General features: G+C 71.4%; 15 protein-coding genes. 8 read left to right on the forward strand and 7 right to left on the reverse strand.

Annotated elements, in window-relative coordinates; translation table 11 throughout:
* The first annotated feature begins 47 nt into the window (after positions 1–47).
* Entirely contained in the window at positions 48–503 is a 456-nt protein-coding gene (locus tag EV382_RS20155) for a hypothetical protein (protein WP_130404144.1), read from the forward strand.
* Between the two features lie 10 nt (positions 504–513).
* Here EV382_RS20155 and EV382_RS20160 read toward each other — a convergent pair whose 3' ends face one another.
* The 4 genes from EV382_RS20160 to EV382_RS20175 form a co-directional block, all read right to left on the reverse strand.
* Entirely contained in the window at positions 514–2,895 is a 2,382-nt protein-coding gene (locus EV382_RS20160; RefSeq protein ID WP_130404146.1) for an ATP-binding cassette domain-containing protein, read from the reverse strand.
* A gap of 29 nt (positions 2,896–2,924) precedes the next feature.
* Positions 2,925–3,335, reverse strand: a complete 411-nt coding sequence (locus EV382_RS20165; RefSeq protein WP_130404148.1) for a VOC family protein — start codon at positions 3,333–3,335, stop codon at positions 2,925–2,927.
* Between the two features lie 5 nt (positions 3,336–3,340).
* A complete protein-coding gene (locus EV382_RS20170; RefSeq protein WP_130404150.1) occupies positions 3,341–3,790 on the reverse strand; it encodes a helix-turn-helix transcriptional regulator in 450 nt (149 codons plus the stop codon).
* A gap of 69 nt (positions 3,791–3,859) precedes the next feature.
* The gene (locus tag EV382_RS20175) at positions 3,860–4,819 is read right to left on the reverse strand and encodes a DNA polymerase domain-containing protein (protein WP_130404152.1); all 960 of its coding nucleotides are present in this window, start codon (positions 4,817–4,819) and stop codon (positions 3,860–3,862) included.
* 135 nt (positions 4,820–4,954) lie between these two features.
* Between EV382_RS20175 and EV382_RS20180 the strand changes: the two genes are divergently transcribed.
* From EV382_RS20180 to EV382_RS20190, 3 genes are all read left to right on the forward strand, one after another.
* A complete protein-coding gene (locus tag EV382_RS20180; RefSeq protein ID WP_244236767.1) occupies positions 4,955–5,389 on the forward strand; it encodes a winged helix-turn-helix transcriptional regulator in 435 nt (144 codons plus the stop codon).
* 102 nt (positions 5,390–5,491) lie between these two features.
* Positions 5,492–6,079, forward strand: coding sequence for a TetR/AcrR family transcriptional regulator (locus tag EV382_RS20185; RefSeq protein ID WP_130404154.1), 588 nt, complete (start codon positions 5,492–5,494; stop codon positions 6,077–6,079).
* On the forward strand, positions 6,079–8,295 hold the full coding sequence (locus EV382_RS20190) for an MMPL family transporter (RefSeq protein WP_130404156.1): 2,217 nt from the start codon (positions 6,079–6,081) through the stop codon (positions 8,293–8,295). Before EV382_RS20185 ends, EV382_RS20190 begins: the two co-directional genes overlap by 1 nt.
* A 110-nt stretch (positions 8,296–8,405) precedes the next feature.
* On the opposite strand, the gene EV382_RS20195 is transcribed toward EV382_RS20190, so the two are convergent.
* Positions 8,406–9,662 carry an erythromycin esterase family protein gene (locus EV382_RS20195; protein ID WP_130404158.1) on the reverse strand — a complete coding sequence of 419 codons (1,257 nt, stop codon included), beginning with the start codon at positions 9,660–9,662 and terminating at the stop codon, positions 8,406–8,408.
* Positions 9,663–9,791: 129 nt separating this feature from the next.
* Between EV382_RS20195 and EV382_RS20200 the strand changes: the two genes are divergently transcribed.
* Positions 9,792–9,983, forward strand: a complete 192-nt coding sequence (locus EV382_RS20200; protein ID WP_130404160.1) for a DUF2795 domain-containing protein — start codon at positions 9,792–9,794, stop codon at positions 9,981–9,983.
* Between the two features lie 151 nt (positions 9,984–10,134).
* Here the strand turns inward: EV382_RS20200 and EV382_RS20210 are convergent, their stop codons facing one another.
* The gene (locus EV382_RS20210; protein WP_165435834.1) at positions 10,135–11,040 is read right to left on the reverse strand and encodes a Gfo/Idh/MocA family protein; all 906 of its coding nucleotides are present in this window, start codon (positions 11,038–11,040) and stop codon (positions 10,135–10,137) included.
* Between the two features lie 261 nt (positions 11,041–11,301).
* Here EV382_RS20210 and EV382_RS20215 point away from each other — a divergent pair, with 261 nt between their 5' ends.
* Positions 11,302–11,703 carry a hypothetical protein gene (locus EV382_RS20215; RefSeq protein ID WP_130404162.1) on the forward strand — a complete coding sequence of 134 codons (402 nt, stop codon included), beginning with the start codon at positions 11,302–11,304 and terminating at the stop codon, positions 11,701–11,703.
* Entirely contained in the window at positions 11,696–12,112 is a 417-nt protein-coding gene (locus EV382_RS20220; RefSeq protein WP_130404164.1) for a hypothetical protein, read from the forward strand. The genes EV382_RS20215 and EV382_RS20220 overlap by 8 nt, the downstream gene beginning before the upstream one ends.
* Positions 12,113–12,210: 98 nt before the next feature.
* Here the strand turns inward: EV382_RS20220 and fabG are convergent, their stop codons facing one another.
* Positions 12,211–12,969 (reverse strand): 3-oxoacyl-ACP reductase FabG, encoded by a 759-nt coding sequence (fabG, locus tag EV382_RS20225; protein ID WP_130404166.1) that lies wholly within the window; start codon positions 12,967–12,969, stop codon positions 12,211–12,213.
* A 166-nt stretch (positions 12,970–13,135) separates the two neighbouring features.
* On the opposite strand from fabG, the gene EV382_RS20230 reads away from it, so the two are divergent.
* The gene (locus tag EV382_RS20230; RefSeq protein ID WP_130404168.1) at positions 13,136–16,855 is read left to right on the forward strand and encodes a S8 family serine peptidase; all 3,720 of its coding nucleotides are present in this window, start codon (positions 13,136–13,138) and stop codon (positions 16,853–16,855) included.
* Positions 16,856–16,909: the final 54 nt, after the last annotated feature.

The following is a 16,909-nucleotide window of genomic DNA, read 5'->3' on the forward strand; positions in this document are numbered from 1 at the left end:
CGCAGCCCACCCGCAGCCGGCGAACGCGGTTGATCAAGAATGTCGCCATGCTCTTTCTCCTGCTGCTCCTCGCCGCGCTGGGTGCGGCCGCGCTCGCGACCGTCCTCGCCGTCCGTGGCGTCCGGACGGCGGCGCGGAGGAGCGGACCGCCGGGTTGGCTGCGGGCGGTGGCGCTCCTCGCCGGTGCCGGCGCCGTCGCCATGTACGCCTGGGGCCTGCTCCACCTCGGGTACGCGGTGATGCGGGCGGAGGACGGCGGGGCCGGCTCCGCCCCCGCCGGACCCTGCCGGGAGGGCGGGTCGCAACTGGCGAGCATGGTCGACGGGTACGGCGTCGACTTCCTGCCGCTCCGCTTCGAGTGCCACCTCAGCGGCGGCGGCACGTACGTCACCTCGTCGGTGCCCGGGTACGTCAACCAGGCCGCCGCCGCCCTCGGGCTGATCACCGCCGGCTGCGCAGTGCTCACGAGGACGACGGCGGGGCGCTCCCGACCGGTCGGGTGACCGGGGACCGTCAGCCGGCGACGTACGCGGCCAGGTGCTCGCCGGTGAGGGTGGAGCGGGCGGCGACAAGGTCAGCGGGGGTGCCCTCGAAGACGATCCGACCGCCGTCGTGGCCGGCACCGGGACCGATGTCGATGATCCAGTCCGCGTGCGCCATGACCGCCTGGTGATGCTCGATGACGATCACTGACTTGCCGGCGTCGACCAGGCGGTCGAGCAGGCCGAGCAGTTGCTCGACGTCGGCCAGGTGCAGGCCGGTGGTCGGCTCGTCGAGAACGTAGACGCCGCCCTTCTCGCCCATGTGCGTCGCCAGCTTCAGCCGCTGCCGCTCGCCGCCGGACAGGGTCGTGAGCGGCTGACCGAGGCTCAGGTAGCCGAGCCCGACGTCGGCGAGCCGGTCGAGGATGGCGTGGGCTGCCGGCGTACGGGCCTCGCCGGCACCGAAGAACTTCTCGGCCTCGGTCACCGACATCGCGAGCACCTCGCTGATGTCCCGACCGCCGAAGCGGTATTCCAGCACCGACGCCTGGAACCGCTTACCTTCGCAGTCCTCGCATCCGGCCGCGACGCCCGCCATCATTCCCAGGTCGGTGTAGATGACGCCAGCGCCGTTGCAGCTGGGGCAGGCACCCTCGGAGTTGGCGCTGAACAGCGCCGGCTTCACGCCGTTGGCCTTCGCGAACGCCTTGCGGATCGGGTCGAGCAACCCGGTGTACGTGGCCGGGTTGCTGCGCCGTGAGCCGCGGATCGCGCCCTGGTCGATCGACACCACACCCGCGCCGGCCGGGATCGAGCCGTGGACGAGCGAACTCTTGCCGGAGCCGGCGACGCCGGTCACCACGACGAGCACACCGAGGGGTACGTCGACGTTCACGTCCTGGAGGTTGTTGGCGGTGGCGCCCCGGATCTCCAGTTTGCGGGTGGGCGTTCGTACCGTCTCCTTGAGCGCCGCCCGGTCGTCGAAGTGCCGGCCGGTGATGGTGCCGCTGGCCCGCAGGCCCGCCACGGTGCCCTCGTAGCAGACCGTACCGCCGTCGGTGCCGGCGCCGGGCCCGAGGTCGACGACGTGGTCGGCGATGACGATCGCCTCCGGCTTGTGCTCAACGACCAGTACGGTGTTGCCCTTGTCGCGCAGTTGGAGCAGCAGCTCGTTCATGCGTTGGATGTCGTGCGGGTGCAGCCCGATCGTCGGCTCGTCGAAGACGTAGGTGACGTCGGTGAGCGAGGAGCCGAGGTGGCGGATCATCTTGGTGCGCTGCGCCTCGCCGCCGGAGAGGGTGCCCGCCGGCCGGTCGAGCGACAGGTACCCCAGCCCGATCTCCTCGAACGAGTCGAGGAGGTGTTGCAGGCCGGCCAGCAACGGCGCCACCGACGGCTCTTCGATGCCGCGCACCCAGGCGGCCAGGTCGCTGATCTGCATCGCGCACGCGTCGGCGATGTTCAACCCCTTGATCTTCGACGACCGGGCCTCCGCGCTGAGCCGCGTGCCGGCGCATTCGGGGCAGGTCGTGAAGGTCACCGCCCGCTCCACGAAGGCCCGGATGTGCGGCTGCAACGCGTCGATGTCCTTGGCGAGGAAGGACTTCTGGATCGACGGGATCAGACCCGCGTACGTCAGGTTGATCCCGTCGACCTTGATCTTGGTTGGCTCCCGGTGGAGCAGGTCGTGCAGCTCCCGCTTGTTGAACTTGGCGATCGGCTTGTCCGGGTCGAAGTAGCCACAGCCACGGAAGATTCGGCCGTACCAGCCCTCCATGCTGTAACCCGGGATCGTGATCGCGCCCTCGTTGAGCGAGAGGGTGTCGTCGTAGAGCGCCGACAGGTCGATGTCGGTCACCGCGCCCATGCCCTCGCAGCGCGGGCACATGCCGCCGAGACGGTTGAAGGTGGCCTTCTCGGTCTTCGTCTTGCCGGCGCCACGCTCGACGGTGATCGCACCGGTCGCCTTCACCGACGGAACGTTGAAGGAGTACGCGTTGGGCGGGCCGATGTGTGGCTGCCCGAGCCGGCTGAACAGGATGCGCAGCATCGCGTTGGCGTCGGTGGCGGTGCCGACGGTGGAGCGGGAGTTGGCGCCCATCCGCTCCTGGTCGACGATGATCGCCGTGGTCAGGCCATCCAGCAGGTCGACCTCGGGCCGCGCCAGCGTCGGCATGAAGCCCTGCACGAAGGCGCTGTAGGTCTCGTTGATCAACCGCTGCGACTCGGCCGCGATGGTGCCGAACACCAGCGAGCTCTTGCCGGAGCCGGAGACACCGGTGAACACGGTCAGCCGCCGCTTCGGGATGTCAACGCTGACGTCCTTGAGGTTGTTGACCCGCGCGCCCTGCACTCGGATCAGGTCGTGGCTGTCGGCGACGTGCGGCGCGGACGGCTGGCTGGCCGTGCTCATCGTGTCTCCATCTGTCGGGCGGTCGGGACTCAGCGCGCTTGCTGGATGCGGACCATATTGCCGGCGGGATCGCGGAAGGCACAGTCGCGCACGCCGTACGGATGCTCGGTCGGTTCCTGGACGACCTCGGCGTCGCTCGCCTCCAGCTTGGCGAAGGTGGCGTCGAGGTCGTCGGTGGCCAGGTTGACGCCGAAGTAGCTGCCCTTGGCTATCAGCTCAAGGATGGTCTGCCGTTCGTCGTCGGTGATGCCCGGGTTGGCGGTCGGCGGGTGCAGGACGATGGACGTGCTGGGCTGGCCGACCGGCCCGAGCGTGATCCACCGCATCCCCTCGTAGCCGACGTCGAGGCGAACCTCGAAGCCGAGGAGGTCGCGGTAGAAGACCAGGGAGGCCTCCGGATCGGTGTGCGGAAGGAAGCTCGAGTGAATGGTGATATTCATGCGAGTCACGCTAGGTGCGGCTGGGTGACCTGCGCTTCTCGATTCCTGACCGGTCTGGTCACCTGCTTCGCCACGCACGACGGCATCCCCGCCGTCGCCTGCGCCGCCTGCCGGCGGTAGACGCTGGGCGGCACGCCGACCAGCTCGGTGAAACGGGTGCTGAAGGTGCCCAACGACGAGCAGCCGACCGCGAAACAGACGTCGGTGACGCTCATGTCGCCACAGCGCAGCAGGGCCATCGCCCGCTCGATCCGCCGGGTCATGAGGTAGCTGTACGGAGATTCGCCGTAGGCGAGCCGGAACTCGCGGCTGAGGTGCCCGGCCGACATGTGCGCGCCACGGGCGAGCGCCTCGACGTCCAGCGGAGACGCGTACTCCCGGTCGATCCGGTCGCGGACCCGGCGCAGCCGCGCGAGGTCGCTGAATCGCTGGGTCGCGTCGGATTTGCTGCTCACCTGGACGATCGTGCCACAGCCCGCCGACACATCGACCGCTCGCCGCACCCGGGCGGGCCGACGAGCCGGTCAGCCGGTCTCGCGGCGGGCGCGGGCGCGGCGCTTGCCCTCGTGCATGGCCTGCACCCGGGCCACCGGGATGGTCCGCCCCTCGGCGACCAGGTCGGCGGGGAGCGACTGCGGGGCCGGCATCAGCGCGGCCCACGGGTCGTCGTCGGCGAGCAGCGACGGTGCGGTGCGGATGGTGAAGTCGGCGGGGGTCACCTCGGTCAGGTCGGCCCAGTCGACCGGGAAGGAGACCGGCATCCCGGGGCGCAGCCGGGGGCTGTACGCGGCGGCCACCGTCGCCCCGCCGGCCCGGGTGGCGTCCACGAAGACCCGGCCACCCCGGTCCTCCTTGATGTACGCCGTGGTGGCCAGCGCCGGGTCGAGCCGCTCGGCGCGGACGGCGAGCGCCCGGGTGGCGGCGGCCAACTCCTCGGCCGTGGGCGCGTCGGTCACCGGAACGAAGACGTGCACCCCCTTGGCGCCGCTGGTCTTGACGGCGCCGGCCAGGCCGGCGTCGGCGAGCGCCTGACGGACCAGCAGGGCCGCGTCGACCGCCGCGCGGAACCCGTCGCCGTTCGGCGGGTCCAGGTCGAGGACCAGGTGGGTGGGCCGGTGCAGATCCGCCACGGTGGCCAGCGTCGGGTGGTACTCCACCGCCCGCTGGTTGGCGAACCAGAGCAGGGTGCGGCGGTCGTCGCAGAGGGCGTACGAGATCTCCCGGTGTGACGCCTCCGCCCAGACCGGCGCCCGGCGGACCCAGTCCGGGGTGTACCGGGGCGGGTTCTTCTGCATGAACGGCGGCTGGCCGGGACGGACCCTGATCACCGACAGCGGGCGGCCCCGCAGGTGCGGGAGGATCCGCTCACTGACCGCGTCGAGGTAGTCCACCAGGTCGCGTTTGGTCGCGTCGTCGCGGTCGGACAGCGGCTGGTCCAGGTTGGTCAGGGCCACGCCGTCCCGGGTCTCGTCAGCCTCACTCACCCGACCACCCTCCCGGCCCCGCTGCCGTCGGTCAACCGGACGCGGCGCGACACGCTCCACGAGACCCCTCCTTAATGCACGATTTGTTACCTAGGTCATCGTCTGTGACCATGAACCGGAGCGGAAGGAGGCACAGTGATGTCCCAGCGGAACAGCGATGTGTCCGCGCAGGTCGAGGCCGAGTCCACCTGCGCGGCCGACGACGTGCCGTTCACCCCGGGTCAGGCGCGGGCCTGCACCGTCCGCGAGGTGCTCGACCGGGTCGGCGGCAAGTGGAGCATCGGCATCCTGGTGGCCGCCTCGAACGGGCCGGTGCGCTTCACCGAGCTGGAGCGGCACATCGAGGGCATCAGCCGCCGGATGCTCACGCTGACGCTGCGCCAACTGGAGCGCGACGGGCTGCTGCACCGCACGGTCTACCCGACCGTGCCGCCCAAGGTCGAGTACACCGCCACCCCGATGGCGCTGGAGCTCTACGAGTCACTGGTCGCGCTGACCAGCTGGGCCGAGCGGCACCGCCGGGCGATCGCCGAGGCGCGGACCAGGTACGACGCCCAGCACGCCGGATAAAACCCACCCCGGGTGTGGTGAACGCCACCGCTTCAGTCTGACCGATCGGTCAGGGTCTGACCGATCGGTCAGGCATGCTGGTTCGCGGGAGGTGGACCGGCCATGGTCAGAGCGACACCCGACACGCACGGCGAGATCCTCGCCGCGGCGGCGCGGCGGTTCACGGTGACCGGATACCGGGGCACCTCGTTACAGGACATCGCCCGCGAGGTCGGCTGCTCCAAGGCCACCGTGCTCTACCACTTCGCCAACAAGGAAGCCCTGCTCGCCGAACTGATGGCCCCCGCCATCGACGTGCTCCGCGGCCTCGACGACCAGCTCAACGGCCTGACCGGAGCGGCCGCCCAGGAGGTCGCCGCACAGGGCTTCGTCGACCTCGCGGTCCGGTTCCGGCAGGAGATCGCGGTGCTGCGCGGCGAGTTCCCGGAACTGCTGTCCCAGCCAGCCTTCGCGCACATCCAGCAGATCTCCGACCGGCTGCGGGGCGCGTTGGCCGGGCACTCCGACCGGCCGGGCGCCCGGATCGCCGCCCTGGTGCTGCTCGCCGGCATCTCCGAGGCGTGCGCCGAGTTCGTCGACATCCCCGACGACGAACTGCGCCCCGCCCTGCTCACCCTCGCCCGGCGGGCCGTCGAGCCCGTCGACACTCCCCTGCCCCATCCACCCACGACCGAGGACAAGGACTCCTGATGGCCACCCTGCTCTACCGGCTCGGCCGGGGCGCGTTGCGCCGGCGACGGCTCGTCGTCGCGCTCTGGCTCGTCGTACTCGTCGTCGCCGGCCTGGCCGCGGCGACCCTGCGCGGCCCGACGGCGAGCAACTTCACCATGCCCGGCACCGAGAGCCAGCGCGCGCTCGACCTGCTGGCCGACCAGTTCCCCGCAGCCAGCGGCGCCACCGGCACCATCACGGTCAAGGCGCCCGCCGACGGGCAACTGGGCACCCCGCAGGGTCAGGCCGTGGTCCAGGAACTCGTCCAGCAGGCCTCGGCACTGCCCGGCGTGGTCGGCGCGGTCAACCCGTTCCAGGTCGGCGCGGTCTCGCCCAACGGCCGGTACGCGCTGGTCCAGGTCCAGTTCGCCACCGGCGGGGACGAGGTGACCGACGCGCAGCGCACCGCGTACGAGCAGGTCGGCGCGGCGGCCAGGGCGCAGGGTTGGCAGGTCGCCCCCGGCGGTGAGGTGCTCGGCGGCGAACCGGAGATCGGTTCCACCGAGGCGCTCGGCGTCCTGGTCGCCGCCATCGTTCTGATCATCACGTTCGGGTCACTGGTCGCCGCCGGCATGACCATGCTCAACGCGCTGATCGGCGTGGGCGCTGGCATGGCCGGGCTGTTCGCGCTGAGCGGCGCCGTCCAGCTCACCAGCACCGCACCGATCCTGGCGCTGATGCTCGGTCTCGCGGTCGGCATCGACTACTCACTCTTCATCACCTCCCGGCACCGGCAGAACCTGCTCGACGGCCTGTCCCCGGAGGAGGCGGTCGGCCGCGCCGTAGGCACCGCCGGGTCGGCCGTGGTCTTCGCCGGCGCCACCGTGGTCATCGCCCTGGCCGGGCTCGCCGTGGTGGACATTCCGTTCCTCACCGTGATGGGTCTCGCCGCCGCCGGCACGGTCACCGTCGCCGTCCTCGTCGCCATCACCCTCCAGCCGGCGCTGCTCGGCTTCGCCGGTCGCCGGGTGCTCCCCCGCCGGCTGCGCACCGTCCCCACCGAGGCCGCCGAGGACGACACGGACGTCACCGACCGGCCGACGGTGGAGACGACCACACCCGAGGACCGCAACCGGTTCGGCTTCCGCTGGGCGCGACTGGTCACCCGGTTCCGCGTACCGGTCATCCTGGTGGGCCTGCTCGGCCTGGGGCTGCTCGCGCTGCCCACGCCGGACATGCGCCTGGCTCTGCCCGGCGCCGCGACGGCCGCCGTCGGCTCCCCCGCCCGGGTGGCGAACGACCTGACCGTCGAGGGCTTCGGCGCGGGCTTCACCGGCCGCCTCGCGGTGGTGGTCGCCGGCGACACGCCGCAGGCCACCTCGGCCGCCGTGCCGCAGGTGACCGCCCTGCTCCAGCGCACCGAGAACGTCCTCGCGGTGGCCCCACCCCAGCTCAGCCCGGACGGCCGGACCGCGCTGCTGGGCGTGGTGCCGAAGACCGGCCCGACCGACGAGGCCACCGAGACCCTGGTCCACGACATCCGTGCCTCGGTACGCGGGATCCCCGACGCGGACGTGCTGCTCACCGGCGTCACCGCAATCGGCATCGACGTCTCCGAGAAGCTGTCCGACGCGCTACCGATCTACCTGCTGCTGGTGGTCGGGCTCTCGGTGCTGCTGCTGATGCTGGTGTTCCGCTCGCTGCTGGTGCCGATCAAGGCGGCGCTGGGCTTCCTGCTCACCGTCGCCGCCACGTTCGGCATCACGGTCGCCGTCTTCCAGCAGGGGCACCTCGCCGACCTCGTCGGCCTGGACACCCCCGGCCCGCTGATCAGCTTCCTGCCGATCCTGCTGATCGGCATCCTGTTCGGGCTCGCCATGGACTACGAGGTGTTCCTGGTCTCCCGGATGCGGGAGGACTTCGTGCACGGTGAGACCGCCCGACAGGCCACCATCAGCGGCATGGGGCACGGCGCACGGGTGGTCACGGCCGCCGCGCTGATCATGATCTCGGTCTTCGGGGGCTTCGTCTTCCTGGAGGATCCGGTGATCAAGTCGATGGGCTTCGCGCTCGCCATTGGCGTCGCCATCGACGCGTTCGTGGTCCGGATGACCATCGTCCCGGCGGTGATGTCGCTCCTCGGCGACCGCGCCTGGTGGCTGCCCCGCTGGCTCGACCGCGCCCTGCCAAACGTGGACATCGAAGGCGAAGGCCTCCGCACCCACCTCGAAGACCGCACCCCGACGCACGTCTAGCCCCCACCCCCACCCCGGTCGATCATGGAGTTGTGGTGCCCGTCATGCCCCGATCAGAGGCATTTGTCCGGCACCACAACTCCATGATCGACGCGATCGGGGCGCCCGGTTCACACCCCCGCCGGGTAGGTCTCCATCTCACCGGGGGCCGCCGGCACCGGTAGCGGGTGCAGAGCTGTGGTGTCGTCGCACCAGATGAAGGCGTCGTAGCGGTCGCCGAGGCGGGTGGGCACGTAATTGCCCCAGGACTCGAACGACGGGTCGTAGACGACCCCGATCGCCCGGTGGTCCGCGGTGTCGGTGACCCAGCCCGGCTGGTCGTCGCCGCCGAAGATCAGCACCGCCCGATCCGGCATCAGCTCGTGCAGCCGCCGCTCGATCGAGCCCTCCCGGGCCGGCGGCACCACCATCGCCTCGGGCGGCGAACCCCACCGGGGCGCGGCGATCACCGTGCCCCGGTAATTGCCGAAGCCGATCAGGGCCACCGCGTCCTCGCCGTGCCGTTCTCGGGCCAACTGACCGATGTTGATCATCCCGTCGGCGGACATGTCCGTGGCCCGGGCGTCCCCCACGTGCGTGTTGTGCGCCCAGACGATGCCCCGGGCGTCCGGGCCGTACCGGTCCAGCAGCCGGTCCAGGGTGTCCTGCATGTGGGTGTCGCGGATGTTCCACGAGTCCGGCCCGCCGGCCACCATCGCCCGGTAGTAGCGCTCCGCGCCCGCCACCACCTCGGCGTTCTGCCAGGCCGAGAAACGGTCCGGGCCGTCGGAGAGGGCGTGCTCGCGGGTCCGGGCGAGCAACCGGACGACCTCCTCCTCGCAGCGCGCGGAGACGAACCGGCTGGCCGCGCCGTACTCCTCGACCCTCTTGCCGTACGGCTCGAAACACCGGTACGCGTCCTGCGCCGCCTCCAGCGACTTCGGGTCCTCCTCCCCCAGGTAGTCGAAGATCGCCTGCATCGACTCCCAGAGGCTGTACACGTCGAGCCCGTGGAACCCGGCCCGCTGCCCCTCCGGCCGCTCCACGTTCCAGGCCCGCAGCCAGCTGGTGAACCGTGCCACCTCGGCGTTCGCCCACATCCAGGTCGGCCACCGCTCGAACTGATCGAGCGCGAGCTGCGGTTCGAGCGCGCCGCCGGGCGCTGCCGTCACCGAACGGTGCACCCGATCGCAGTCGGGCCAGTCACCCTCGACGGCGACGAACGAGAAGCCGCACTCCGCGATCAACCGGCGGGTGAGCTGCTCCCGCAACCGGTAGTAGTCGTAACTGCCGTGGGTGGACTCACCGATCATCACCACCCGGGCGTCGCGAACGCGCTCCAGCAACGGGTCGAAGTCGCTCGGCGCGCCGAGCCGCTGAACCAGCATGCCAGCGGCTACCCGGCGGCCGCTGCGGCAAACCGTCGGCGCGGCGTGGGCCGACACGCCGGCCGCCGGGCCGTCGGAGGTGCCGACCAGACCGGTGTACGACCCACCGCGAGCGGGTAGCCGGCCGACATGACCGTCACCGGGGTGCAGTTGCAGGAGTACCTGGCCGGGCTCGACTACCCGGTCTCACGGGAGGATCTGGTCCGCTGGGGGCAGGAGAACGGGGCCAGCACAGAGATGTTGCAGATGTTGCAGGCGCTACCCCCGGAGCAGTTCAACTCCCCCGACGAGCTGAGCGCCGCCCTACCCACCCCCACCTAACCAACCACCCCACCCCACCCAGCCCAACCCAACCCACCCCACCCCACCCCACCCAGCCCAGCCCAGCCCTGGTGATCATGAGGTTATTGTCCTCTGCCACGGCGTGTCGCGCCGCTAACTTCATGATCACCGGGCGCGGTGGGGGTGAGGGTCAGGCCGGGATGGTGACGGTGCGGGACTCGGCTCGGGCGGTTTCGGCGGCGGCGAGGATGGCGACGACCTCACGGCCGAAGCGGACGTCGCAGCGGTGGTCCCGGGTGCCGGCCTGCACCTGCTCGACGAGCTGGTCGATGGCGACGCCGAACGCGGTGGCGGGGTCGTTCTCGCCGGACGGGACGTTCTCGATGCCGTTCTCGCCGTAGAAGACGAACTCCCGGGCCATCGACTCGGTCGGGGCGTCCAGGGAGAGCGAGGCGCTGCTGGTGGCACCGCCCTCGTGGGTGAGCAGCAGGTGCACCATCCCGCTCGGCCCGTCCATCGCCGCCACCTGCGTCACCCGGCCCAGCACGGGCAGGAGGATCGAGAGGGCGTGCGGGGCGATGTCCCAGAGCGCTCCGTGCTCCCGACGCCACAGCGAGCCGCCGTACGGGCTGCCCTCCTGGAAGATCGAGGCGAACGCGGTGGTCCGGCCGTGCTGCCAGCCCCCGGCGGCGGCGGTGGCGGCGAGGAACGCGGTCACGTTCGGCTGGAACCGCTGGGTGAAGAAGACGACCGAGGCGACCCCGGACTCCTCGGCGGCGGCCACCACACGGTCGGCGTCGGCCACACTGAGCGCCAGCGGCTTGTCCAGCAGCAGGTGCCGGCCGGCGCGGGCCGCCCGGACCGCGATGTCGGCCTGGATGTCCGGCGGCAGGGCGACGGCGATCGCCTCGCACTGCTCGATCAGCGCGTCGACGTCGGCGTAGGCGGGCACCCCGTACCGCTCGGCCAGCGCGGAGGCCCGCTCCGGGTTACGACCCCACACCCCCACCAGCTCCGCGTCGGGATGTGCGTGCAGCGCCTTCCCGTGCGTCTCGATCGCCCAGTGACCGGTGCCGAACAAACCGAACCGCAGCACGTGTACCTCCGCTGTTTCCCCACCCCGCGGCAACGCCACGGCCGTGATCCACGCTAGTCGCCTCACCCCGGGCACCGGCGGCGGGTCGACCAACCGGGGCAGCTCACGCCCCGTGCCGCCGGGTCGGGCGCGGTCTGGTCGATGCGCGTCGCGCTGCCCCGGAGGTGGGGCGGGCCTCCCGCGCCGGGAGGGCGGCGAGGCGGCGGCGCCTGCTTACTACGACGGTTAGTAGGCTGTGGCGGTGACCGAGGCAACGACCGGATGGCGCCGGTGACCAGCGTGGGCGTCGACTCGCCGGTGGATGGGTTCGTCGCGACCGTGCCGATCGTGCTGTCGCTGCTCGTCGCGGTGTGGGCGCTGGTGGCGGCGGTACGCCACCGGCCGCCGGACCGGGTGCAGTTCGTCGGTCTGGCCGTACTCGAAGTGGCATTGCTGGTGTTGTGCGTGCTGGCGCTCGTCGCGGTCGGCGGCGGGGATCGACCCGGCGAGCCCGGTGCCTTCTTCGGCTACCTGGTGACGTTGGTGTGCCTGCCGCCGCTGGCCTGGGTGCTGGCCCGGATGGAACCGACCCGCTGGGGCTCGGCGATCGTGTGCGCGGTGTGCCTGGTGACCCCGGTGGTGGTGGTCCGGTTGCAGCAGACCTGGGAGGTGCTCGGTGGTTGAGACCGGGCCGGCCCCGCGGCGGACGAACTCCGGCCCGGGTCGACTGCTGATCGCGGTCTACCTGCTCTTCGCCATCGCGGCGACCAGTCGGGCGGGCCTGCAGATCGCCACCAAGCTCGACGAGGCGCCGGTGGCGTACCTGCTCTCCGGGGTGGCCGCGCTCATCTACATCGTGGCGGCGGTGGGGTTGGCCCGGGCCGGGCACGCCGGGCGACGGATCGCGCTGGCCTGCTGCTCCGTGGAGCTGGTCGGGGTCGTCGCGGTCGGCGTCCTGAGCGTGGTCGACAAGGAGCTGTTCCCGGACGAGACGGTCTGGTCGGGGTTCGGCAGCGGGTACGGCTACATCCCGCTGGTGCTGCCGGTGCTCGGCCTGATCTGGCTCTGGCGCACCCGCCGCGCACCCGCCTGACCCCGACCCGCACCTCGTTCACCTGGCACAGGCCCGGCAATGGCCCGGCGACGAGGGCGCCGGCTCACCTGCCGGAGCGCCCCCGTCGGGGGTACGCGTCAGTCCCGGGGGCCACCCGCGACGTAGATGACCTGACCGGAGACGAAGCCGGCGCCCTCGCTCGCGAGGAACGAGATGGTGTGCGCGACGTCCTCCGGCCGACCGGGGCGACGCACCGGGATCTCGGCGGCGGCGTGCTTCTGGAAGTCGTCGAAGTCGACCTTCATCCGGGCGGCGGTGGCGGCGGTCATGTCGGTGACGATGAAGCCGGGAGCGACCGCGTTCACGGTCACCCCGAACGGCCCCAGCTCGATGGCGAGCGTCTTGGTGAAGCCCTGCAGACCGGCCTTGGCGGCGGCGTAGTTCGCCTGCCCCCGGTTGCCCAGCGCGGAGGTGCTGGAGAGGTTGACGATCCGCCCCCACTTGCGGTCCACCATGTGCTTCTGTGCGGCCTGGCTGAACAGGAACGCGCCGCGCAGGTGCACGCCCATCACCGTGTCCCAGTCGGCGTTGGTCATCTTGAACAGCAGGTTGTCGCGGAGCACCCCGGCGTTGTTGACGAGCACGGTGGGCGCGCCCAGTTCGGCGGCGATCCGGGCCACCGCCGCCTCGACCTGATCCCGGTCGGAGACGTCGGCGCCCACTCCGAGCGCCCGGCCGCCGGCGGCGGCGATGGCGTCCACCGTCTCCTTGGTGGCCGTCTCCTCGATGTCGACCACGGCGACGGCCATTCCGTCGGCGGCCAGCCGCCGGGCGGTGGCCGCACCGATACCGCGTGCGGCTCCGGTGACGATGGCGACGCGGGGCTCCTCCGACATGATTACCTCCGGGTAACTTGGGGTCGATCGAAGGAGCCTAACCCGCTCACCGACAGTAACGCAGCGATGACTTTCACTTTACAGAAATAATGATCTTCCGCGCGTACCGTGCCGATCGCTGTCACCCCGTCAGCACCGACACGACGAGGCAAGGAACGACATCCACTTGAAGTTTTCGCGTACCCGCAGGGCCTGGCTCGCCGCCGCGGCCGCTGCGGCCCTCGCGGCGACCGGCGGAACACCCGCCCTGGCCGCCACCTCCGCGACGCCGGCCGACCCCGGCACCGCCCCCGTGACCGACCTGCCCACCCCACCCGGCACCCACTCGGTCACCCTGATCACCGGCGACACGGTCACCACCCGACAGAGCGCCAACGGCAGCACCGTCGACGTACGACGTCCCGACGGCGCCCCGACACCGGTACGGGTGATGGAGGCCGGCGACGACCTCTACGTCTACCCCCAGTCGGTGCTGCCCTACGTGACCGCGAAGACGCTGGACAAGCGACTGTTCAACGTCACCCAGCTGATCGCCGACGGGTACGACGACGCCCGGATGGACCGTCTGCCGCTGATCGTGTCGTACGCCGACACGGCCGGCCTGCGGGCCGGCGGCACCCCCGCCGGTGCGACCCGCACCCGCACCCTCAGCAGCATCGGCAGTGCCGCGCTGAGCGAGGACCGCGACCAGGCCGACGAGTTCTGGGCCGCGATCACCGCCCCCACCGCGAAGGCGGCCACCGCGACCGGCGGTGCGGGACGCTTCTCCGGCGGGATCGCCAAGATCTGGTTGGACGGAAAGGTGCACGCCGACCTGGCCGACACCACCGCCCAGATCGGTGCCCCCGCCGTCTGGGCCAACGGCGACACCGGCACCGGCGTACGAGTCGCCGTCCTGGACACCGGCGTCGACCCGACCCACCCGGACCTGGTCGGCCAGATCGGCGCGTCCGCCGTGTTCGTGCCCGGCGAGGAGATCACCGACCGGGCGGGGCACGGCACCCACGTCGCGTCCACCGTGGCCGGCACCGGCGCCGCCTCGGACGGCCTGGAGAAGGGTGTCGCCCCCGGTGCCCAACTCGCCATCGGCAAGGTGCTCAGCGACAACGGCAACGGGCAGGAATCCTGGATTCTCGCCGGCATGGAGTGGGCGGCCCGGGAGGCCGCCGCCACCGTCATCAACATGAGCCTGGGCTCCAGCCAGCCCAGCGACGGCACCGACCCGCTGAGCCAGGCGGTCAACCGGCTCAGCGCGGAGACCGGCGCCCTCTTCATCACCACCGCCGGCAACGGCGGCCCCGGCGTGAGCGCCCCCGGCGCGGCGGACGCCGGCCTGACTGTCGGCGCGGTCGACAGCGACGACACCCTCGCCTACTTCTCCAACCGCGGCCCGCGGATCAGCGACGAGGCGATCAAACCCGATCTGACCGCGCCCGGCGTCGGTGTGCTCGCCGCCCGCTCGCAGTACTCACCCGGCGAGGGTTGGTACAAGGGCATGGACGGCACCTCGATGGCCGCGCCGCACGTCGCCGGTGCCGCCGCCCTGCTCGCCGCGAAGCACCCGGACTGGACCGGCCAGCAACTGAAGGACGCGCTGGTCAGCACGACCAAGGCCACGCCGGCGTTCGACGCCTTCCAGGCCGGCAACGGCCGGCTCGACGTCGCCGCCGCCGTCCGCGCGCCGATCGTCGCCACCGGCACCGTCTCCACCACCGCGCACTACGAGACCGCGAACCCGGGTCGCGTCACGCACCCGGTGACGTACACCAACACCACCGGGCAGCCGATCACGCTGAGCCTGTCGGTGGACGCCCCGAACGCACCGGCCGGGCTGTTCAGCCTCTCCGCCGCGCAGGTGAGCGTGCCCGCGAGCGGCACCGCCACGGTCACCCTGACCACTGACACCTCCCGGTCCAGCGCCGGCAGCCGGTACACCGGCCAGGTCGTCGCCACCGGGGCGGACCGGGCCGTGCTGGCCCGTACCGCGATCTCCGTGGGCACCTTCACCCCGCACCACAAGCTTCGGCTTGAGCTGACCGACCGGGACGGCAAGCCGGCCCCCGGGACGATCGAGCTGGGCCAGCCGGGCAGCTACGAGGCCGACTTCCTCTCGACCAACCCGGACGGCACGCTGCTGCTCAACCTGCCCGAGGGCGTCTACTCGGCGATGAGCTTCCTGAACGTCACCGGCAGCCACGGGCCGAACTCGCTCGGCCTGGCGCTGCTCGGCGACCCCGACATCGACCTGCGTCAGGACACCACGGTTCGGCTGGACGGTAAGGCGGCCCGCCGGGTCGAGTCGACGGTGCCGGAGCAGACCGCCGACACCTTCACCCGGCTGGACTACTTCCGGTCGCAGGGCGAGGGCCGCTGGCGCTCGTTCATCGCCGGCGGCGTCTTCTACGACAGCTTCTGGGCGCAGCCCACCAGCAAGGACGTGCGGCACGGCGACTTCTACCTCGGCGCCCGGTGGCGTAAGGAGCAGCCGGTGCTGAGCGTCGGCACCAAGAAGGTGAACTTCGACGACGTGGTCCGCCAGCAGGGCACCACCCAACTGCCGGAGGGCAGCTCGACGCTGCCGGTGGTCTACGCCGGCAACGGCGCGCCGAGCGACTACGCCAAGCTGGACGCCCGGGGCAAGGCGGTAGTGGTCCGGCACAACCTGGATGTCGGTGACGCCGAGCAGGCCGCCGCGGCGACCGCCGCCGGGGCGAAGCTGATGCTGGTGGTCAACGACTGGCCGTGGCGTGAGGTGCGCGACTACTCGATCGACTTCGTCACCCCGACCCCGATCGAGGTGGCGCTGCTCAGCATGGACGAGGGCGAGGCGCTGATCCAGCAGATCCAGCGCGAGTCGACGAAGGTCGAGGTTGCCTCGCAGCCCATCGCCGACTACGTGTACGACCTCGTTCAGGGTTACCACAACAAGATCCCGAGCAACATGAGCCGGGCCGAGACCAAGAAGACGCTGGCCCGGATCGACGTCAATTTCACCTTCCCCGACCGGCAGACCCGCGGTGGCGAGTTCCGCTACGACTGGCCGTCGTACAACAACTGGGGCATCGGCGAGAGCAGCAACCGGCCGCTCGCTCCGGTCCGCACCGACTGGGTCTCCATCAACGACCTGTACACCTGGGGTCAGGAGGCGTACATCGACGGCGGCACCTACCAGATCGATCCCCGGACCAGCTACCGCGCCGGCAGCAAGAACGAGGAGCGGTTCTTCGAGCCGATCGAACGGCCGCACCTGAACAACAACTTCACGCTGCCCACCCGCTCCGGCGACTCCCTCAAGTTCGACGTGCCGGGTTGGGGCGGGGCCGACCACGTCGGCATGGCCATGAACGGCGCCGGGCAGACCAACCAGCTCTACCAGGGCCGGACGCTGCTCGCCGAGAGCAGCAGCACCTGGATCAGCGGCACCGCGCCGAAGGCGGGCGACCTGCCGTACCGGTTGGTGGTGGGAACCACCCAGGACCCGACCGGCGGTCCGTACTCCACCAGCACCACCACCGAGTGGACGTTCCGCTCCAAGGCGCCGGCTGCCGGGGTGGAGTCGGCGGTGCTCCCGCTGCTCCAGCTCGACTACGCGGTCGACACCGACACCGCCGGCACCGCGAAGGCCCACACCGATCTGACCGTGTCCGCCAACCACCTGCCCGGCGTCACCGGGTGCGGCACCGTCGGGTCGGTCACCCTGGAGATCTCGTACGACGACGGGGCGCACTGGCAGAAGCAGTCCCTGGACCGAGCGAAGGACGGTTCGTGGTCGACGAAGCTGAGCGCGCCGAAGGGCGCCACGTTCGTGTCGCTGCGCGCCAGCGCCGCGGACAGCTCAGGCAACTCGATCAACCAGACCGTGCTGCGCGCGTTCGGCGTGCGCTGATCGTCCGGCCCTGACCGCGTGACGTCCGGCCGGCGCCGACCGGCCGGACGTCAC

Source organism: Micromonospora violae (genome assembly GCF_004217135.1).
Lineage (GTDB): Bacteria > Actinomycetota > Actinomycetes > Mycobacteriales > Micromonosporaceae > Micromonospora > Micromonospora violae.